The sequence below is a fragment of the Mesorhizobium sp. M0243 genome (assembly GCF_040321775.1).
Classification (GTDB): domain Bacteria; phylum Pseudomonadota; class Alphaproteobacteria; order Rhizobiales; family Rhizobiaceae; genus Mesorhizobium.
Map to the genome: position 1 here is coordinate 112261 of NZ_JAMYSF010000018.1, position 20496 is coordinate 132756.

General features: G+C 63.8%; 18 protein-coding genes and 2 pseudogenes. 6 read left to right on the plus strand and 14 right to left on the minus strand.

Annotation, left to right across the window (positions count from 1 at the left end):
• Positions 1–22: 22 nt before the first annotated feature.
• The 8 genes and pseudogenes from NKJ11_RS22330 to NKJ11_RS22365 all read right to left on the minus strand — a co-directional run bounded on the left by NKJ11_RS22330 (position 23) and on the right by NKJ11_RS22365 (position 8693).
• On the minus strand, positions 23–1666 hold the full coding sequence (locus tag NKJ11_RS22330; protein WP_023811615.1) for a dihydroxyacetone kinase subunit DhaK: 1644 nt from the start codon (positions 1664–1666) through the stop codon (positions 23–25).
• Between the two features lie 55 nt (positions 1667–1721).
• Positions 1722–2735 (minus strand): ABC transporter ATP-binding protein, encoded by a 1014-nt coding sequence (locus NKJ11_RS22335; RefSeq protein WP_023811616.1) that lies wholly within the window; start codon positions 2733–2735, stop codon positions 1722–1724.
• Positions 2728–3840 (minus strand): ABC transporter ATP-binding protein, encoded by a 1113-nt coding sequence (locus tag NKJ11_RS22340; protein ID WP_023811617.1) that lies wholly within the window; start codon positions 3838–3840, stop codon positions 2728–2730. Before NKJ11_RS22340 ends, NKJ11_RS22335 begins: the two co-directional genes overlap by 8 nt.
• Before the next feature lie 2 nt (positions 3841–3842).
• Positions 3843–4046, minus strand: a complete 204-nt coding sequence (locus tag NKJ11_RS22345) for a hypothetical protein (RefSeq protein ID WP_352751755.1) — start codon at positions 4044–4046, stop codon at positions 3843–3845.
• A 343-nt stretch (positions 4047–4389) separates the two neighbouring features.
• Positions 4390–5338, minus strand: a pseudogene (locus NKJ11_RS22350) (carbohydrate ABC transporter permease).
• Positions 5335–6282, minus strand: a complete 948-nt coding sequence (locus NKJ11_RS22355; RefSeq protein WP_023811620.1) for a carbohydrate ABC transporter permease — start codon at positions 6280–6282, stop codon at positions 5335–5337. Before NKJ11_RS22355 ends, NKJ11_RS22350 begins: the two are co-directional and overlap by 4 nt.
• A gap of 112 nt (positions 6283–6394) precedes the next feature.
• The gene (locus NKJ11_RS22360) at positions 6395–7726 is read right to left on the minus strand and encodes an ABC transporter substrate-binding protein (protein WP_023811621.1); all 1332 of its coding nucleotides are present in this window, start codon (positions 7724–7726) and stop codon (positions 6395–6397) included.
• Between the two features lie 277 nt (positions 7727–8003).
• Positions 8004–8693 carry a PIG-L deacetylase family protein gene (locus NKJ11_RS22365; protein ID WP_023811622.1) on the minus strand — a complete coding sequence of 230 codons (690 nt, stop codon included), beginning with the start codon at positions 8691–8693 and terminating at the stop codon, positions 8004–8006.
• Between the two features lie 28 nt (positions 8694–8721).
• Between NKJ11_RS22365 and NKJ11_RS22370 the strand changes: the two genes are divergently transcribed.
• The 5 genes from NKJ11_RS22370 (at position 8722) to nhaA (ending at position 15524) form a co-directional block, all read left to right on the plus strand.
• Positions 8722–9612 (plus strand): DMT family transporter, encoded by an 891-nt coding sequence (locus NKJ11_RS22370; protein ID WP_023811623.1) that lies wholly within the window; start codon positions 8722–8724, stop codon positions 9610–9612.
• Between the two features lie 47 nt (positions 9613–9659).
• Positions 9660–12245 (plus strand): ATP-dependent helicase HrpB, encoded by a 2586-nt coding sequence (hrpB, locus tag NKJ11_RS22375; RefSeq protein WP_128302878.1) that lies wholly within the window; start codon positions 9660–9662, stop codon positions 12243–12245.
• A gap of 26 nt (positions 12246–12271) precedes the next feature.
• Entirely contained in the window at positions 12272–13603 is a 1332-nt protein-coding gene (locus NKJ11_RS22380) for an ActS/PrrB/RegB family redox-sensitive histidine kinase (RefSeq protein ID WP_128302879.1), read from the plus strand.
• 85 nt (positions 13604–13688) lie between these two features.
• Positions 13689–14252, plus strand: a complete 564-nt coding sequence (locus tag NKJ11_RS22385; RefSeq protein WP_013528072.1) for an ActR/PrrA/RegA family redox response regulator transcription factor — start codon at positions 13689–13691, stop codon at positions 14250–14252.
• A 63-nt stretch (positions 14253–14315) separates the two neighbouring features.
• On the plus strand, positions 14316–15524 hold the full coding sequence (nhaA, locus tag NKJ11_RS22390; RefSeq protein ID WP_352613501.1) for a Na+/H+ antiporter NhaA: 1209 nt from the start codon (positions 14316–14318) through the stop codon (positions 15522–15524).
• 16 nt (positions 15525–15540) lie between these two features.
• On the opposite strand, the gene NKJ11_RS22395 is transcribed toward nhaA, so the two are convergent.
• From NKJ11_RS22395 to cueR, 5 genes and pseudogenes are all read right to left on the minus strand, one after another.
• Positions 15541–16041, minus strand: coding sequence for an MmcB family DNA repair protein (locus tag NKJ11_RS22395; protein WP_023811626.1), 501 nt, complete (start codon positions 16039–16041; stop codon positions 15541–15543).
• A gap of 93 nt (positions 16042–16134) precedes the next feature.
• Positions 16135–16323 (minus strand): hypothetical protein, encoded by a 189-nt coding sequence (locus tag NKJ11_RS22400; protein WP_127289952.1) that lies wholly within the window; start codon positions 16321–16323, stop codon positions 16135–16137.
• Between the two features lie 326 nt (positions 16324–16649).
• Positions 16650–16981: pseudogene (locus NKJ11_RS22405) on the minus strand (SMR family transporter).
• A gap of 947 nt (positions 16982–17928) precedes the next feature.
• Complete coding sequence (locus tag NKJ11_RS22410; RefSeq protein ID WP_352794283.1) at positions 17929–18360, minus strand: OsmC family protein; 432 nt, start codon at positions 18358–18360, stop codon at positions 17929–17931.
• Positions 18361–18419: 59 nt separating this feature from the next.
• Positions 18420–18842, minus strand: a complete 423-nt coding sequence (cueR, locus tag NKJ11_RS22415; protein ID WP_023811630.1) for a Cu(I)-responsive transcriptional regulator — start codon at positions 18840–18842, stop codon at positions 18420–18422.
• Between the two features lie 226 nt (positions 18843–19068).
• Here cueR and NKJ11_RS22420 point away from each other — a divergent pair, with 226 nt between their 5' ends.
• Positions 19069–19686: a L,D-transpeptidase gene (locus tag NKJ11_RS22420; RefSeq protein ID WP_013528066.1), complete on the plus strand. Its 618-nt coding sequence runs from the start codon at positions 19069–19071 to the stop codon at positions 19684–19686.
• Between the two features lie 113 nt (positions 19687–19799).
• On the opposite strand, the gene NKJ11_RS22425 is transcribed toward NKJ11_RS22420, so the two are convergent.
• Positions 19800–20369: a NifU family protein gene (locus NKJ11_RS22425; protein ID WP_023811631.1), complete on the minus strand. Its 570-nt coding sequence runs from the start codon at positions 20367–20369 to the stop codon at positions 19800–19802.
• Positions 20370–20496: the final 127 nt, after the last annotated feature.

Here is a 20496-nt window from a genome sequence, read left to right on the forward strand (position 1 = left end):
CATTCGACAACTGGAGCATGAATCAGGCCGCTTCGTGGAGCGCGGCCGCCGCCGCGAAAACCTCGGCCACTGCATAGGCGCCGGGGTCGGCCACGCCTTGCAGCTTGCTGCCGACATAGGCGGACCGCCCGGATTTTGCCCTGTCCATGGCAGCGGTGGCCTCGGCACCATGGCGAGCCGCGATAGCCGCTTCGTCCAGGCTCTTGGCATCGAGCGCTCTGAGGGCAGGCTCCAGGGCATCGACCATTGTACGATCCCCCATCCTTGCGCCGCCATAAAAGGTCATCCGCTCAAGGCCGGCAAGCAGCGCCTTGGCCAAGCTCGCGCCGCTATCCAGAGCCTGCGCCGCCGCCGTGAAGAAGATCGACAGCAGCACGCCGCTGGAGCCGCCCATCGAGGCGCTCAGAATGTCGCCCATCGCGCCAAGGGTCGCCGCCGGCTCGGCAAGCGGCAGCGCATCAAGCCGCTCGAGGATGCTGCGCGCGCCGGTCGCCACCGTCGAGCCCGTGTCGCCGTCGCCCGCCTTGGCGTCGAGCCCGTTCAACGTGGTTTCCAGCGCGATCAGTCGTTCGCAGATGGTGACGAGAAGAGAGCGGGTCCGTGCATCCTGGCTGGGCTTGCGTGCCGCGCTCTGTCCGGCCGCTTTCGCCATCGGCACCACGGCAGGCGGCACAACCGGCTTTGCCGGCATCCAGGCGTGCGGACCGACCGGCGCCTGCAAGGCCGTCTCGCGCGCGGGGTCGAGCCGGATCAGCGACAGCGAGAAGCCGTTCATGTTGAGCGCCGTCATCAGCGGGCCCGGGCCGATCGCCAGCTTGATGGTTTTGGCCAGCGGCGAGGCAAGCACTGCGTTGGCGATAACGGACATTTCGAGCGGCGGCACCGAACCGAGATTATTGATCAGCAAGGCGTGGCCGGCCTTGGGATCAAGCCGTGCCGCTAGGCGCGCCGCCATGATCGCCACCAGCCTGTCGGCGCTCTGCACCGCAATCCGCTCGACGCCCGGCTCGCCATGGATGCCGAGGCCGAGCTCGCCATCGTTCTCGCCGAACCTGTCTTCGTGCGGCTGGCCGGGAATCGAGCAGGACGACAGCGACATGCCGAGCGAAACAACGTCCTTCGCTGCCGCTCGCGCGACAGCCGCTATATCGGCAAGATCGTGCCCGGTCTCCGACAGGTGGCCTGATATCTTGTGGACGAACAAGGTGCCGGCAACGCCGCGCGGCTGGGCAATGTCGGGCAGCGCGATGTCGTCGGCGACGATCACCATCTCGACGGCAAAACCCTCGGCGCGCGCCTTCTCTGCCGCGAGGCCGAAATTGAGACGGTCGCCGGTGTAGTTCTTGACGATCAGCAGGCAGCCGGCCGAACCGGTGACCGCGCGAATCGCTGCCAGCACCGCCTCGACGCTTGGCGAGGCAAAGATCTCGCCCGAAACCGCCGCCGTCAGCATGCCCTTGCCGACGAAGCCGGCATGGGACGGTTCGTGCCCGGCCCCGCCGCCGGAGACGACGCTGACTTTCGTCCTGTCCCAGTCGGTGCGCAGGATGACCTTGATCTCGGGATAGCCGTCGAGGCGCGCGAGATCGCCGGAGCCAATGGTCCGTAACAGGCCGTCGAGCGCCTCGGTGACGATCGTTTCCCTGCGATTGAAAAAGTGCTTCATCGAATTCGTCCCGTACTGGCAAAGTCAAAACCGGTGCTGAATCACCGAAAACCGCTCACATCAATCGCTGTCCATCGGCGTCGAAATACAGCGGCGCCCGGTAGCGGATCACCACTCTGTCGCCCTGCGCCAGATCCGTGTCGGGATCGGTCAGCGTCACCAGTTTCTTGGTCCCTACCGTCACATGCAAATGGTTCTGATCACCGAGATGCTCCACCCAGTCGACAACGCCGTCGGCGTGACCATTCGCGGCCTTCGCGATCGAAAGATGTTCGGTGCGCGCGCCGATCGTCTTGGTCCCGGCCGGTGCGCCGCCGTCAGGCAGCAGTCCGGTTGGCAGAAGATTGATCGCCGGCTGGCCGAGCCTTGCCGCGACATGCAGGTTTGCCGGCTCGGAATAGATGGTGCGCGGCGAACCGATCTGCACCAGCACGCCATCGGCAAGGATGCCGATACGGTCGGCCATGGTCATCGCCTCGATCTGATCATGCGTGACATAAAGCATGGTGGCGCCGAGTTCGGTCTGGATGCGCTTCAGCTCGAGCCTGAGATCGCCGCGCAGCTTGGCATCGAGCGACGACAGCGGCTCGTCCATCAGGTAGATCGAGGGCTTGCGCACCAGCGCCCGGCCGATGGCAACGCGCTGCATTTCGCCGCCCGAAAGCTTGGTCGAGCGATTGGCGAGCTTGTGATGGATGCGCACCATCCTGGCCACCTCCTCGACCCGGCGGCGGATCTGCTCTTCCGGCATCTTTCGGGCCGGTGAGCGCAGCGGGAAGGCGAGATTGTCGAACACCGACAGATGCGGATAGAGCGAATATTGTTGGAACACAAAAGCCGTGTCGCGCTCCGCCGGCGACAGTGTCGTGGCATTGTGTCCGCCGATCTCGATCGTGCCGGTATCCGGCCGTTCCAACCCGGCGATGAGCCGCAGCGTCGTTGTCTTGCCGGCCCCGGTCGGCCCGAGCAGCACGACGAATTCACCATCTGCTATGTGCAGGTCGAGGCCGTCGACGGCGACATGGTCGCCGAAACTCTTGGTCACGTTCTTGATGTGCACCTCAGCCATGCTGGGCCCTCCGCTCCGAGGCGACATCGTGGATCGCGGTTCTCACCGCGCGGCCGGACCCCTTCTCGAACAGCGACAGCCGCGCGCTGCTCAGCGTCAGGCCGACATGATCGCCGGTCGAGAGCCGGATTTCAGCCGGCACGCGCGCCTTGATGATGCCGTCCGCCGTCTCCACCGCGACGATCTGCGTGGTGCCGAGATATTCGGTGCCATAGATGGCGCCACGCAGCTTGGAGGCGTCGTCGAAGCGTATGTGCTCCGGGCGGATGCCGAGCGCCATGTCGCTCGGTGCGATGTCCTCGCGCACCTCCGGCACCGCCACCTTTGCACCTTGCACGATGATCTCCCTGGCGCCCTTGGCGAGTCCGCCGCCAAATCCCAGAAAGTTCATCGGCGGCGAGCCGATGAAGTCGGCGACGAACATGGTCGCCGGGCGGTCGTAGATTTCGCGTGGGCTTCCGAATTGTTCGATGACACCATGGTTCATCACCGCGATCTTGTCGGCCATCGACATCGCTTCCATCTGGTCGTGCGTGACATAGACCGTCGTGGCGTGGATGCGGTTGTGCAGCTCGCGCAGCTCGCGGACCATCAGATCGCGGAATTCGGTGTCGAGCGTGCCGAGCGGCTCATCCATCAGGAAGCATTTTGGCCGCCGCACGATGGCGCGGCCGAGCGCGACGCGCTGGCGGTCGCCGCCGGCCAGGCCGGAGACGGATTTGTTGAGCAGATGGTCGATGCGCAGCAGCTTCGCCGTCTCCTCGACACGGGTGCGGATTTCGGCCGAAGGCATGCCTTGCGCCAGGAGCGGGAAGCCGATGTTCTTGCGCACATTCATGTGCGGATAGAGCGCGAAGAGCTGGAAGACGAAGGCGATGTCGCGCTCGCGGGCCCGCAGCATGGTGACGTCGTCGCCGCCGAGCAGGATCTGGCCGCCGGTCGGCAATTCGAGCCCCGCGATCATGCGCAAGGTCGTCGTCTTGCCGCAGCCGGACGGGCCGAGCATGACGAAGAACTCGCCATCCTCGACAACGAAGTTGGAATCCTGCACGGCGACGAAATCGCCGAAGGCCTTTCTCAGGTGCTGGACGCGGATTTCGGCCATGATTATTCCGGGAATTTCGAGACGATGATGAACATCACGGTGCCGGCGAGCATGGTGATGAAGGAGTAGGTGTAGAGCGACAGCACGAAGGGCTGGAATAGCATCAGGAAGCCGATGGCGATCAGCGCCGTCGCGATGTTTTCCATCAGCCCGCGCCGTGCCCAGCGAGGCCATGATGATTTCCTGGAGATGGCGGCGCGCGTCATACGTAGCCTTCCTTTTCCACGTCCAAAGGGAGAGATGGCTGCCAGGTGGTTCCCCCACTCCGTCGCTGCTTCGCAGCGCCACCTCTCCCCCCTCCGGAGGGAGAGGAAGGGAGCCTGGCTGAATTAAGTTCGCGCCCTTCCTATACCCCGGCTTGGGGGGTTGTGGTGGCGAGCGAAGCTCGAGGGTGTGGGGGTCGACCGGACGCGGCGCGAGACGATACACGTGCCTGCTTGCCATGCACGCTCTCGCTAAATGCTAAGCGTTCGCAAATGTGTCGATCCCGTAGCCGTGAACGAGGAGAGGGTAAACGGTGACACCGGCGGCCTCTTATTCCCACATCAATCATTTGCGCACCGCGCCGAAGGTGATGCCGCGCAGCAATTGCTTGCGAAGCAGGATGGTGAAGACCAGGATCGGCACCAGGAAGATCGTCGTGCCGGCTGCGACCGCCGGCCAGTCCTGGCCGCCTTCGCCGATGATGGTCGGGATGAAGGGCGGCGCGGTCTGCGCCGTGCCGGAGGTCAGAAGCGCTGCGAAGGCATACTCGTTCCAGGCGAAGATCAGGCAGAAGATGGCGGTCGCGGCAATGCCGGTCGTCGCCTGCGGCAGCACTGTGCGCCAGAAGGCCTGCAGCCGCGTATAGCCGTCGATCATCGCCGCCTCCTCATATTCGCGCGGGATCTCATCGATGAAGCCTTTCAGCAGCCATACAGCCAGCGACACATTGACTGCCGTGTAGAGCAGGATCATGCCGAGCGCCGTGTCCGACAAGCCAAGCTCGCGGTACATCAGGTAGATCGGAATGGCGACAGCGATCGGCGGCTAAGCGCGTCGACAGGATGAAGAACAAAAGGTCGTCGGCGAGCGGCACCTTGAAGCGCGAGAAGCCATAGGCAGACAGCGTGCCGAGGAACACGGCGCAGAAGGTCGAACCGAAGGCGATGATCAGCGAATTGACGAAGCGCGGCAGGAAGTTGGACGGGCCGGCGATCACCATGTTGCGCTTGCGCGTGGTCTCGTCGCAGAAGCCCGTCGCGGGACCCAGCGAGTTGATGTATTCCGGCGTCTGCCGCGTCCGCGTCGTGAACAGATTGCAGTAGCCTTCGAGGCTGGGCTGGAACAGGATCTTGGGCGGATAGGCGATCGAATCCGGCGGCGTCTTGAAGCTGGTGGCGAAGATCCACAGCAGCGGCACGATCGAGATCAGCGCGTAGAGCACGATGATCGTGCCGGCGATGCGCTTCGAATTCGTGGACGGTGCGACGACCGAGTGGGCAGTGGTCAGGCTCATCTCTGCTTCACCTTGTTGAGCGCCTTGACGTAGATGTTGGCCAGCCCGAACACCGCGACGAACAGGATGATGGCGAAGGCCGAGGAGTAGCCGGTGCGCCAGCTCTCAAAAGCCTGCCGCTTCAGCGTGATCGAGGCGACCTCGGTGGTCGAGCCCGGCCCACCGCCGGTCAAGAGGTTGACCATGTCGAACATCTTGAAGTTCTCGATGCCGCGAAACAGCACCGCCAGCATGATGAAGGGCAGCGCCATCGGCAGCGTGATCGACCAGAACTGCCGCCAGTTGGAGGCGCGGTCGACCTCGGCCGCCTCGTAGATGTATTCGGGGATCGAGCGTAAGCCGGCGAGGCAGATCAGCATCACGTAGGGCGTCCACATCCACGTGTCGACGATGATGATCGACCACGGCGCCAGCGACACGTTGGAGAGCATCTGGATATCGGTTGGCGGGATCCTCGTGACGAAGGAGATGGCGTAGGCGAACAGGCCGATCTGCGGCTCGTAGAGGAAGCGCCAGAAATTGCCGACCACCGCCGGCGACAGCATCATCGGCACCAGGATCAGCGTCGTCCAGAAGGCATGGCCGCGAAACTTCCTGTCGATCAGCCAGGCCAGCGTGAAGCCGATCAGCGTCTGCAACAGGATGGTCCAGAACACGAAATGCGCCGTCGTCTGCATGGCGATCCAGATATCCTTGTCGCCGAGGATGCGCTGGTAGTTGGCGAAGCCGAGATTCTTCACCACCTCGTTCGGCCGGTTGGCCCGATAGTTGGTGAACGACAGATAGATCGCCCAGAACAGCGGAAAGATGTTGATGGCCAGCAGCAACAGGATCGTCGGCGAGATGAACAGCCAGGCGAGGCCCTTGTCGCTGATGCCCCGGACCTTGCCGGCCAACGGTTCCGGGGTCGCCCGGGCAACGTTCTCCGCAGTCCGATTGAGCATGGTGAGTCCTGCTTCGGTCACTTGGTCGTCTCTGTCATGGAATTTATCTGAACTGCGTCCCGTGCCAAGGGCGGCACGGGACGCTAGGGCCCTAGCTCGGGAGGAGCCGGGGTTACATCTTGCCGTCGTCCTGGAAGACCTGCGTCCAGTCCTTGACCAGGCCGTCGAGCGCATCCTTGGCCGAGCCCTGGCCGGCCACGACATAGTCATGGAAGCGTTTCTGCGAAGCCTGCAGCAGCGGTGCGTAGCTCGGCTCGGCCCAGAAGTCCTTCACGATGGCCATCGAGTCGAGGAAGGTCTGCGCGTAGGGCTGGCTGGCCGGGAACTTCGGATCCTTGACCACCGCGTTGAGGCAGGAATAGCCGCCGAGGGACCACCATTTGGCCTGCACGTCCTTGTTGGCGAACCACTTGATGTATTTCAGCGCCGCCTCCTGCTTGTCGGAATAGGACACTACCGAGATGCCCTGGCCGCCGAGCTGGGCGAACTGCTCACCGTCGGGACCCTTCGGGTTGACGAAGTAGCCGATCTTGTCGCCGCCGACATTCTCGTCCTTCTGCAGGCCCGGCCATGTGAAGGCGAAGTTCATGTGCATCGCCACCTGGCCGGATTTGAAGGCATCGACGCCTTCGCCCATGTAGCTGTTCGACGCGCCCGGAGGGGTACAGCAATCATAAAGCGCCTTGTAGAATTCCAGGCCCTTCACCGACTTGTCGGAGTTGACGAAGCCTTCCATCTCGTAGGGCTTCTTCGGGTTTTCGTACTGGAAGCCGTAGCTGTAGAGCACGTCCATGGCGCCCATGGTGATGCCTTCCGAGCCGCGCTCGGTATAGATCGAGGCGCCGTAGACGGTCTTGCCGTCAATCTCGCGCTTCTGGAAGAACTCGGCGACCTGCTTCAACTGGTCGAAGGTGGTCGGCGGACCGAGATCCCAGCCGTACTTCTCCTTGAATTCCTTCTGCAGCTCCGGCTTGGAGAACCAGTCCTTGCGATAGGTCCAGCCGACGACGTCGCCCATGGCTGGCAGCGCCCAGTAGTTCGGCGTGTTCTTCGGCCATTCCGAATAGCCGACGACGGTTGCCGGCACGAAGTCGTCCATGCTGATCTTCTCCTTGTCGAAGAAGTCGTTCAGCTTGACGTAGTGGCCGTTCTCGGCCGAACCGCCGATCCACTGGCTGTCGCCGATGATCAGGTCGCACAATTTGCCGTGCGAATTCAGCTCGTTGAGGAAACGGTCTGCATAATTGGTCCACGGCACGAACTCGAATTTCATGCCGATGCCGGTTTCCTTGGTAAAATCCTTGGACAGTTCGACAAGCGCGTTGGCCGGGTCCCAAGCGGCCCAGCACAGCGTCAGGTCTTCAGCGTGCGCGACATTCGAGACGGCTGTCGACGCTGTGATCGCCGAGGTCAGTCCCAACGCCAGTTTCAAGCTCGATTTCATGACTTCCTCCCATTTGCGAAACGCGCCCGGATGACGGTTTCAAAAAGCCCTCAACCCCTCTCCTCAGGGGCCCAAACATGGCGGCGCGGTCACGCTGCGGATGTTTAGTAATTTGTTTAGTGATGCAATTTTTACTAAACAAGGCAAGCGAATTCGTTGCTGCGCCGCAGCATGCTTATGGCGATGTCTGAAAACCTTGGGAAAAGCGCGGGTCGCTGGTCGGCCTACCGAAGCTCTTCAGGCCGATTCTGACCAGGACGTGGGGCAGCCTCGGTTTTCAATCCACCCTTCTGGTGCTCACCATCACCTTGCGGATTGGCGGCGCCGGCGGCAGCAGCGCGCGGATATCGGCGAACGGGAACGACGGTTCGAAACGGAACGCTTCGGCCGATGAGCCTTGCGCGCTGTTGCACTGGCCGGCGCGAAAGGCGTTCTGTGTCCGCGCGATGTCGACGAAGCGGTCGGGATCCTGCGACTGATGCATTCGGATCGCCTCAGCTTTGACGTCGGCATACCCGGAAATGTCGACGTAGTGCGTCGGCGAAAAACCGGTGCCGCCCATCGTGTCGGCATGCAGCACCGGGACGGCGAAAGACGCCGCGATGCGCACGCCGTCCGACAGCGCGCGATGGTCGGCGTGATAGTCGTTGGGCGCATGCGTGATCACCAGATCCGGGCCGGTTTGACCAATCAGTGCTTTCAGAGCTCCGATCAGCGCTGCATCGGCCACCAACTCGCCGTCCGGGAAGTCGAGGAAGCGTGGCATTGCGCCTACCAGCGCAGCCGCGGCCGTTGCTTCATCGCGACGGACACGAGCGAGAACAGCGGGATCACTCGTGCCGCCCCTGGCACCATCCGTGGCCATGGCAAAAGTGAGCTCTGCGCCTTGCGCGGCATAGGCGGCCATCGTACCGAACATGAAGATCTCGATGTCGTCCGGATGCGCACCGAGCGCTAGGATTTTCAAATCACTCTCTCCCCGGAACTGGAACAACGTGACGAACGGAATCCTGCTCGCCCTGATCGCCTACGCAAGCTATTCGGGCAGCGATGCCGTTGTCAAAAGCCTGGGCGGTCAGCTCACGATCTTCGAGATCGGCTTTTTCATAACCTTGTTCGCGGGCTTCTTCCTATTCTTCACGCGACCTGCGGGCGAACGCTGGCGCGATTTCTGGCGCACCAAAAGGCCATGGGCGGTGCAGGCGCGCGCCTGGGCGGGTATCGCTTCCGGCGTGCTCAGCGTCTACGCCTTCACCACCATTCCGCTGGCCGAGTCCTATGCGCTGATCTTCCTGGCGCCGCTCTGCGTCACCATCCTCTCCACGGTGATCCTCAAGGAGAAGGTCGGCCCCTGGCGCTGGCTGGCGGTGGTCGCCGGTTTTGCCGGTGTCATGCTGGTGGTGCGGCCTGGCTTTCGCGAGCTCAATCTCGGCCATCTTGCCGCCTTCGGCGTTGCCTTCCTCGCCGCCATCAGCGTCATCCTGATGCGCTCGCTGGCGCAGCAGGAAAAGCGCACCACCATGCTCGGCGTGCTGGTCGGTTGCGGCCTGCTGTTCAACGGCATCGGTGCCGCCGCCACCGCCTTCACTGTTCCCAGCGGAAAGCAGTTGCTGTGGCTGGCAATGGCCGGAGCCTTCACCGCAGGTGGACAATTCCTTCAACTGCTGGCCATGAAATACGCGCCCGCCAACCGCGTTGCGCCGACGCATTATTCGCAGATCGCCTGGGCGGTGGTCCTCGGCGCGTTGTTCTTCCAGGAATATCCGGACGGGCTGTCGCTGGTTGGTCTGGCGGTCGTTGGCGGCGCCGGCCTGTTGACCATGGTGCGGGAGGAAGCGCGGCTGGGCACCGTGCGCTGGAACCCGTTTTCGCGCACCCGGCTTTGAACCGTCTCTGGTTGCGCCGTGGCCACAACCGCTGATATGCGGGCGCCATGACCACAAAACCCCTGCCGGAGCTTCCTGTATCTGCCGTGCTGCCGGCGCTGAGGGAAGCGCTCGGCCATGGCAACAGCGCCGTGCTGGTGGCGCCGCCGGGCGCCGGCAAGACGACGCTGGTGCCGCTGGCGCTGCTTGACGCGCCTTGGCTCGGCGCCGGCAAGATCATCCTGCTTGAACCGCGCCGCCTCGCCGCCCGCGCCGCCGCCCGCCGGATGGCTGAATTGCTTGGTGAGGAACCTGGCGCCACCGTCGGCTATGCCATGCGCATGGAAAACCGCATTTCGGCAAAGACCAGGATCGTAGTCGTCACCGAAGGCGTGCTGGCGCGCATGATCCTCGACGATCCCGAATTGCCCGGCGTTTCGGCTGTCATTTTCGACGAATTCCACGAGCGTTCGCTCGATGGCGATTTTGGGCTCGCACTGGCGCTCGACGTGCAGGGTGCGCTGCGGCCGGACCTGCGCTTGGCTGTGATGTCGGCAACGCTCGACGGCGCGCGGGTCGCGAAACTGCTGTCGGGTGCGCCGGTGATCGAGAGCGAGGGGCGCGCCTTTCCTGTCGACATCCGCTACGACGAGCGCCCTACCGGCATTGCCATCGAGGACGCGATGGCCAAGGCGATCCGCACAGCCCTTGCCGACGAGATCGGCAGCGTGCTTGCCTTCCTGCCCGGCCAACGCGAGATCGAGCGAACCGCCGAGCGGCTGGCCGGCAAGGTCGGCACTGAAACCGACATCGTGCCGCTCTACGGCATGCTCGACGGCAAGGCGCAGGACGCCGCGATCAAGCCGGCGCCTTCAGGCCGCCGCAAGGTGGTGCTGGCCACCTCGATCGCCGAAACCTCGATCACCATCGACGGTGTGCGCGTCGTCATCGATTCCGGCCTGTCGCGCCTGCCGCGCTATGAGCCGGCCAGCGGCCTCACCCGGCTGGAAACCGTGCGTGTCAGCAAGGCTTCCGCCGACCAGCGCGCCGGCCGTGCCGGGCGCACGCAGGCTGGCGTCGCCATCCGGCTGTGGCGGGCCGAGCAGACGGCTGCACTTCCCGCTTTCACGCCGCCGGAAATCCTCGAGGCCGATCTGTCCGGACTGCTGCTCGATTGCGCTGCCTTTGGCGTTGCCGATCCGGCAGGGCTCGCCTTTCTCGATCCGCCGCCTGTTCCGGCCCTTAGTGAGGCAAGGGCACTGCTGCGCGCGCTGGATGCCGTCGACGAGACGGGCCGCCTGACGGAGGCGGGTGCAGCGATGCGCAAGCTCGCTCTGCCGGTGCGGTTGGCGCACATGGTTGCCGAGGCAGCCGGCAGCGGCCATGCCTTCGAAGCGGCGATGCTTGCGGTGCTGCTCACCGAACGCGGTCTTGGTGGCGACGGCGCCGATCTGGAGCGACGGCTGATGCGCTTTCGTGGGGAAAGATCTCCGCGCGCTACCGCCGCCAAGCAGCTCGCCGAACGGCTGGCGCGGCAGGCCGGCACCTCTTCACCCTCCCCCTTGTGGGGAGGGTCGATCCGCGAAGCGGAGCGGGGTGGGGGTAGGCCGAGCGCTGCACTCCCACCCCGTCTCCCTCGCCTTGCTGCGCAAGGCGCGCTCGCCGACCCTCCCCACAAGGGGGAGGGTAAGTCAGCCGGTCCCCTGCTCGTCCACGCCTGGCCGGATCGGGTGGCGAAGGCGCGTGGCGAGCGTGGCCGTTTCGTGCTGGCCAACGGCTCCGGCGCCATGCTCGACGCCGGCGATCCGCTGGCGGGCGAGCCGTTTCTGGTCGTCGCCGACTTGCAGGGCAAGGCACAGAATGCGCGCATCACGGCGGCGGCGGCGATCGGCGAGGACGATGTCCGCGCTGCGCTGGCGGACAGGATCGAGGTCCGCCGTGAAACGAGCTTCGACCGCGACAAGCGCGCCGTGCGCGTCCGCGAAACAGTGCGCCTTGGCGCCATCACGCTTGCCGAGCGCATGCTGCCGCCGCCAATCGGTGCTGACGCTGATCGCGCCGTCCTCGATGCGGTGCGCCAGCACGGGCTGTCGCTGCTGAATTGGAGCAAGGAGGCGCAAACGCTGCGCCAGCGGCTTGGCTGGCTGCATCGCGGCCTTGGCGCGCCCTGGCCCGACATGGCGGATGCCGCCCTCATCGAGCGCCTCGACGACTGGCTGCTGCCTTACCTCGCCGGCGCGGCATCGTTTGCCGCCATCGATGCGGGCGTTGTCTCGGCCGGACTGACCAGCCTCGTGCCGCATGATCTGCAGCGCAGGATCGATACGCTGGCGCCGACCCATTTCGATGCCCCGTCGGGCAGCCATGTGCCGATCCGCTATGACGGCGAATGGCCGGTGCTGGCGGTTCGCGTGCAGGAGCTGTTCGGCCTCGACCGCCATCCTTCGATCGCCAATGGCGCCGTGCCGCTGACGCTCGAACTCCTGTCGCCGGCGCACCGGCCAATCCAGACGACGCGCGACCTGCCCGGCTTCTGGCGCGGCTCCTGGGCCGATGTGCGCGCCGACATGCGCGGCCGCTATCCCAAGCATGTCTGGCCGGAAAACCCGCTGCTCGCCGCCGCCACCGCCCGCGCCAAACCGCGCGGGACCTAGCGTTCCTGGTCCTACGGCTGTAATTCATGGCCATGATCAACGTTTTGCGTTCGCCCGATTTCCAGCAGAGCCAGAGACTGCGCCTCAACACGCTGATCCGGTTGCGCTGGCTTGCCATTGTCGGTCAGAGCCTGACGGTGCTCGTCGTCGCCTATGGGCTGAAGTTTCCACTGCCGGTCAGCCTCTGCTTTGCCCTAATCGCCTGTTCGGCCTGGATGAACCTGTTTCTCGCCTTTCGCTTTCCGGCGGCGCACCGGCTCACGCCGCTTGCGGCCTTCGGCATCCTCATCTTCGACAGCCTGCAGCTTGCCGGCCTGCTCTACATGACCGGCGGCCTCACCAACCCGTTCTCGCTGCTGATGACCGTGCCTGTCGTCATTTCGGCGACATCGCTGCCCCTGCGCCTGACCGCCATCCTCGGTGGGCTGGTCATGTCGGCGGCGACCTTTCTGGTCTTTGTCCATCTGCCGCTGCCCTGGCATGAGGACGCGCCGCTGGCGATGCCTTTTCTCTATGTCGCCGGCATGTGGATGGCGGTGCTGTCCTCGATCGCCTTCACCGCCATATACGCCTTCCGGGTGGCCGCCGAAGCCCGGCTTCTTGCCAATGCGCTCGCCGCAACCGAGCTCGTGCTGCAGCGCGAGCAGCACCTTTCGGCACTCGACGGGCTGGCCGCCGCGGCCGCGCACGAGCTCGGCACGCCGCTCGCCACCATCGCGCTTGTCGCCAAGGAGATGGAAAAGGCGCTCGGCAAGGATCCGAAATACGGGGAAGACGTGACGCTGTTGCGTTCGCAGAGCGAGCGTTGCCGCGAGATTCTCAAGCGGCTGACCAGCCTGTCCTCCGAGGGCGAGGCGCATCTTTCGCGGTTGCCATTGACTTCGCTGGTCGAGGAGGTCACCGCGCCGCACCGGGACTTCGGCATCTCGATCAAGCTTCGGCCCGGCGAACGCATCGGCCCCGAGCCGGTCGGGCGACGCAATCCGGGCGTCATCTACGGCCTCGGCAACTTGGTCGAGAACGCCGTCGATTTTGCCCGCAAAAGCGTCACCGTGCGCTGGAGCTGGGACGAGGCCACCGTCACCTTCTCGATCATCGATGACGGCCCCGGCTTTCCGGCCGAGATCATCGACCGCATCGGCGAGCCCTATATGTCGACGCGCCAGGGCAATGAAACCGGCGGCGGTCTGGGCCTCGGCCTGTTCATCGCCAAGACCCTGCTCGAACGCTCTGGTGCCGTGCTCGATTTCCGCAATTCGAGCGGCCTGGGCGAGGGCGCCATGGTCCAGATATCGTGGCCGCGTGGTGTGTTCCTCAATCCGGAAATCACTTCGGCCAGCATGTTCGACACCGCCTGAGAGCCTTGAAGGACCTCTAAAAATTGGACAAGGAGGCTCAGGAACTATATTTGCGTAAAATTAAGGCAGCAGGAATTTTGAGACTATGACAGGCGACGAGAATATTGGCGCAATGGTTGAAGGCGAGGACACCTCGCTGCTTGTCGTCGATGACGACAAGCCGTTCCTCACGCGTCTGGCCCGCGCCATGGAAGCTAGAGGCTTCGTGGTCGAGACGGCCGAGAGCGTCGAGGAGGCGGTTGCCAAGGCGCGCGCCAATCCACCCGCCTACGCCGTGGTCGACATGCGGCTCGGCGACGGCAACGGCCTCGACGTGGTCGCGGCCATCCGCGAAAAGCGCGAGGATTCCCGCACCATCATCCTGACCGGCTACGGCAACATCGCCACCGCGGTGACCGCGGTGAAGCTCGGTGCGGTCGATTATCTCTCCAAGCCCGCCGACGCCGATGATATCTTCGCGGCACTCACCCGCACCGCCGGCGAGCGCGCGGCGCCGCCGGAAAACCCGATGTCAGCCGACCGCGTTCGATGGGAGCATATCCAGCGCGTCTATGAGATGTGCGAGCGCAACGTCTCCGAGACAGCGCGCCGGCTCAACATGCACCGACGCACCTTGCAGCGCATACTGGCCAAGCGGGCGCCGCGTTAAGGCCGCCGTTTGCCATCTTGCGGGATCGAAGCCCGCCAAAACAGACGGCATGACGGAGGCGACATGCAGGACTTGAAGCATCGGCCGGTTTCCGTCTTCCGCGAATTCCTCGATAGTGAAGCGGCTGGCGGCATCATCCTGATGGTGGCGGCGGCACTGGCCCTGATCGTCGCCAATTCGCCGCTCGCCGAAACCTATTTCTCCGCGCTCCACGCCTATCTCGGCCCGCTCAGCGTCTCGCATTGGGTCAATGACGGGCTGATGGCGGTGTTCTTCCTGCTCGTCGGACTGGAGATCAAGCGCGAGATGCTGGACGGCCAGCTCTCCACCTGGCCCCGGCGCGTGCTGCCCGGCATTGCAGCCGCCGGCGGCATGGTGGTTCCCGCACTCGTCTATGTGGCCGTCAACCGCAACAATGCGGCCGCCCTGTCCGGTTGGGCGATCCCGACCGCCACCGACATCGCTTTCGCGCTCGGCGTGCTGTCGCTGCTCGGCAGCCGCGTGCCGGCTTCGCTGAAGGTGTTCCTCACAGCACTGGCGATCATCGACGACCTCGGTGCCGTCATCATCATCGCCATCTTCTACACCAGCGGCCTGTCGCTGGCTTATCTGGGTGCTGCCTTCGCCGTCATTGCCGCGCTTGTCGTGCTCAACCGCATGCGGGTGATGACGCTGGTTCCCTATCTCGTGCTCGGCGTCATCTTGTGGATGCTGGTGCTGAAATCCGGCGTCCATGCCACGCTCGCCGGCGTGGCGCTGGCGCTGACCATCCCGCTTGAGCGCTCCGCCGGCATCGGCCACGATCTCGACCATTCGCCGCTGCACCGGCTCGAGCACGGCCTGCACAAGATTGTGGCCTTCGTCGTCATCCCGATCTTCGGCTTTGCCAATGCCGGCGTTTCGCTGGCCGGCCTCAGCGTCAGTGCGCTGATCGAGCCGTTGACGCTGGGTGTCGCCGCCGGCCTGGTGGTTGGCAAGCTGGTCGGCGTGTTCGGCTCCTCGGCACTTGCGATCCGGCTCGGTCTTGCCGACCTGCCCGCCAATGCCGGCTGGACGCACATGATCGGCATATCGCTGCTGTGCGGCATCGGCTTCACCATGAGCCTGTTCATCGGCCTGCTCGCCTTCGCCGGCGACGTGGCGCTGCAGGACGCGGTCAAGGTCGGCATCCTCGCCGGCTCCTTCATCGCCGCCATTCTGGGTGCTGCCGTGCTGCTCATGGCGCCCGCCAAGGGTGGCGTGGAGGACGATGAAGAGCAGAGCCGGTCATAGACTGAAGGACGGGCCGTTACTCGCTCTCACCCTCCAGCGCCGGCACCGACACGCCGGCAAGCTCTGCCGCCAGCAGCCGCGAAGCGCCGGCCCGCGCGACCCGCAGCATCAGCGCCTTGCGCGTTGCCGCTGCCATGCGGTGCTCGGGCGCATCGCGCAGGATCTCGGCGCCATAGCCGTCGGAAAGGATGAAGCCGCATTCCTGCGGAAAGATTTCCGAGGGCACGCCGGGATGGGTGGCGAAGAAGAAGCGGTCGGAATGCAGCCGGTAGTCGGGCCATTTGCGGTCGACCCTGAAATCCTCGATCGAGGATTTGATCTCGATTATCCAGATATCGCCCTGCCGGGTCAGCGCGACGAGGTCGGCGCGGCGGCCCGTGGCCAGCGACAGCTCGGGCAACACATGTGCGCCCATATCCATGAGCAGCCGCTGTACGCCGCGCCGCACCAGCATGGCGCGTTCGGACTGGCGGCCGTCGATGAGAGGATTGATGGGGATGGGGGAGATGATCGGCATGCCAGGCACCATGCCAGATTCTGTTCACGGTTTGAACCTGTTTTATGTGGGCGCTTTCAGGTAATCGTCGGGCTTCCACTCTTTCATCGCGGGCTACTTCCGCGCGATCCATTCCGCTAAACCGGGCTCAATGTCGTCGCTATCCGTATACTCCCGGATCAAAAGCTCGGCCTCGGCCCGCCATTTGTCCTCTGGAATGTTCTTCTGGATGACGATTTTTATGAACGCGCTGCGCAAAATATCGCAGTCAAAAGCCGATACCGAGCTATCGAACTGAGACATGGCCAACCTCCCATCCATAAGGGCGGGAGCTTAGCGTTACTCTCAATCACCGGTGCGCCGTTAACCCGTAGCCGGTGACCTTGGGATTTTAATACGCTGTGAGGTGGCTTCAATAAGGATTCACTGTACATTTTTAACCAAGCGGCTGGGCCTCAATTGCCGGCCAATTCGCGCGCTCTAGCTCCCGGCAGGCGGCAACCCCTCAAAGAAGCCGCAGTGGCCGGCGCGGATCATCATTCATCCGGCAACCTGCGCCGGCCATTTTGGCGTTAGGCCTGTCAAATATATAACCGCCTTTATGTAGGCGATCGTGTAGTTGTCGGACCTCAACGAACGCCCGTTTTGGACAGCAGGTTTAAAACCAGCACTCCAGCCAAGATCAGGCCCATGCCGACAAAACCTGCCACGTCGGGCCGTTGCCCGTAGACAATCCAAGCGACCAGCGCGACCAGAACAATGCCGCCGCCCGCCCATACTGCATAGGCAACGCCGACCGGTATGCGGTCCAGCACCTGGGACAGAAAGAAAAACGCCGTGGCGTAACCGAGCAGCACCAACATCGACGGGCCAAGCCTGGTGAAGCCTTCCGAGGCCTTATCGCGCTGGTCGCGATGACCTCACCGACAATAGCCAGGGCAAGAATGGCATAAGCTGGCATTCGATGAACCTCCAGTGGCGGGAGGCATCTAATGATCAGAACGCTACGATGGCGTCACGTTCACTTTCCCGTGATCGTGCCTCGCCGCGAGCGGCGCAGAGTCTCGTCGATTGCAAGGGCGCGCGCCTGTCCGATGAGGCCCACCCAGCTACACTCCGGGCTGCGTCGCTCCTGTTAATTAGCTAGAGCGAATATAAGTGAAAGGTGATATTTTCGAAGCAGCCGGGGCTCCCCCAATACACCCCGCTCCGGTCAGGCCCGGTGGCGGTCCATCCAAAGGAAGGCTACCGGGCCGATCCCTGCAACCAACCGGTGACCCGTTCGTTGACCCATGCCGGGTTGATCCCCCGGCACTCCAGGACCTGCCCGCTGCCGAGGGGCGGCGGGCCTTTTTTACCGATTGGGTTCAAGCCTGCAGCGATAGCGAAGGCGCCGGACTCCGGGACCTTCGCGTTGCAGGTCTCGTCAGAAGTGGATCCAGAAGGATCTGCGGAAACACCTGCGGCGCCAGGAACCGTGGCGCCAATAGCGACGGCAAACCCGCCTCCACCCGCGTCGACGACGGCGGCGGTGCCACCTGCGGTGCCGCACGAACTCGACGCCGTCCTGGACATCGGGACCATCCGGGTCGAGAATGTCGTCGGACGGTTTGTCGAGCTCATCGAGAATGCCCGGCCCCGTATTGGGGATGCCGGCCAAGGCGGTGGCAGGACGCGCGATTGCGACGACGGTCGCAGCCCCTGCCAGCCCAAGCATTCTAGTCAGAAACAATCGCCGATCCATGCCAATCTCCATCGTTGATCATTGCAACAAGGGAAGACATAGCGCGTCAGATTGACGCGCCCAGATGCCGAAGAAAATTGGATCAATCGCTCTGCTGTGCCGGCGGTGGGCCTATTTAGCGATCTCTGACAATCCACGCGGCCAAATGCGCCTGTTCCCGGGGATCATTCCTCCGACAAGCCGGTCGCCGTTGCGTCCGTTTCGATGCTCACCGGCACGCCCTGGCGCAGGGAGTTGCTGACCGTGGAAATCGCCGCGGCCCTTGTGATGATCTCCGCCGGGTCGGAGCCGTCCAGCGTCGTGCAGGAAACCGTCATGGTTGACGAAGTCGCGAGCAAAGGCTTGCCTTCGAGGCTCAGCGTCACGGTCACGGCGATCTTGTTGAGCGTTATGCCCATTTCCTCGGCAACGTAGCGAAGGTCGTTGCAGAAGCAGCCGCCGATCGCCAGGGCGAGCAGCTGGCCGCCATTGAAGCCCAGGCCCATGCCGCCGGCCTTGCCTTCGGGCCGGTCGACGATGATCGTGTGGCCGCCGGCCCAGCCCATGGCCGCCTGCGTGCCCCCCATATTGCGCAGTTCGACGCTCATCGAGACCATTTGTGGACGTCCTCCCGGCAGGAGTCGACCAGGCGTCGGGCCTCGTCGACGTAGGGTCATTATGCAGCCGCAGAGGTGCCCCTGTCGCTGAGCAACGCCGCTCCCGCCATGTCATCAAGGATCGGACAATCCGGCCTTTCGTCGCCGTGGCAGGCATGGATCAGTTTCTGCAGCGTCGAGCGCATCGACTGCAACTCGCGCACTTTCTCCTCGATCGCCGTGACATGGGCGGCGGCGATTTCGCGCACGTTGTGGCTGGCGCGGCTGCGATCCTGGTAAAGCGCCATCAACTGGCGGCAATCGTCGATGGAAAAGCCCAGATTGCGCGCGCGGCGCAGGAAGGCCAGCCGATGGATGTCGTCTCCGGAATAATCGCGGTAGCCGTTGGCGGCCCGCGCCGGGGCGATCAGGCCGATCTCTTCATAGTAGCGGATAGTCTTGGCCGGCAGGCCGGAGCGGTGGGCGGCGTCACCGACATTCATGACGGTTCTCCTCGATTTCCAGGAGCCCATGGAGCAGGCCCCTTGAATTTGCTTCACAATCCTGTGAGTCCTGTTGCCAAAATGCCATAGTGATACGCTTACCGGTACGTCAAGGCAGGCATATAGGCATCGCGCGCTTGGCAAGCAAAGCAAATGCCAGCATGAATGACGATGAGAGAGCGGCCGACTCGTGCCGCCGAAGTTGGGCGGGGCACCGGATCACCTGATGCGCATGAAGTCGTTTGCAATCATCGCCGCACTGGCGCTCTCCACTGCTATCGCCGGTTGCAGCACCATCGGCTCGCAGATCTTCTCCAACGACTACGGCGCGGTCACCGACGCCGGTTATCAGCTGCCGCGGATCCCGATCGAGAAAGTGCCGATGAAGTACCATCGGCAGGAAGTGAACTACGACAGCCCGGAAAAGCCGGGCACGATCATAGTCGATACGCAGAACAAGTTCCTCTACTTCATCGAGGGCGACGGCAGGGCCATTCGCTACGGCATCGGCGTCGGCCGCGAGGGCTTCGAGTGGCATGGCACCGCCCACATTGCGCTCAAGCGCGAATGGCCGACCTGGACACCGCCGAGGCAGATGATCCAGCGCCAGCCGGAATTGGAAAAGTTTGCCGGCGGCATGGAGCCGGGCCTGAAGAACCCGCTCGGCGCGCGCGCCATGTACCTGTTCAACAAGGGCGGCGATTCGGGCTATCGCCTGCATGGCAGCCCGGAATGGAATTCGATCGGCAAGGCTATGTCGTCTGGCTGCATCCGCCTAATGAATCAGGACATTATCGACCTCTATGACCGCGCCTCGGTCGGCGCCAAGGTCATCGTTCTCTAGAGGCAGTTTTCGTACGCGGACCGTCTAGGCAACAACGGACGTCCCAAGCAGAAAACCGGGCAATTCGGCCCGGTTTTTTGTTGTTTGCCTCTAATGCCTCGAGAAGGAGGTCTCTACGAGACCTGCTCGACCTGCTGCACTTCCGGCACGAAATGGCGCAGAAGGTTCTGGATGCCGTGCTTCAGCGTCGCCGTCGAGGACGGGCAGCCGGCGCAGGCGCCCTTCATGTGCAGGAACACCGTGCCGTTCTCGAAGCCGCGGAAGGTGATGTCGCCTCCATCCTGGGCGACCGCCGGGCGCACCCGTGTATCGAGCAGTTCCTTGATGGTGATGACCAGCTCCTCGTCGGCCTTGTCGTAGAACTCACCGGTCTGGCTGGTCTCTGCGGCCGGGCCAGCCTTGGCCATGACAGGCGCGCCGGACATGAAATGCTCCATGATGGCGCCGAGGATCGCCGGCTTCAGATGCTGCCAGTCGGGGCCATCCTTGGTCACGGTGATGAAGTCATAGCCGAAGAAAACGCCGGTGACGCCAGGAATTTCGAACAGCCGGCCGGCCAGCGGCGAGGCGACGGCGGCGCTGTCGGCATCGCGGAAATCGGCGGTGCCTTCCAGAAGCACTTCCTTGCCGGGCAGGAATTTCAGCGTCGCCGGGTTTGGCGTCGATTCGGTCTGGATGAACATGGCCGTCTCCGTGCCCGTTTGGGCATCTAGTTTGGAACAATTCTAAATAGGCTCAATTGGATGGACATTCAAGCGAAACGCATCGCCGGAACGGCTGGCTGGCGGAATGTTTTTTCGCGCCCAAAAT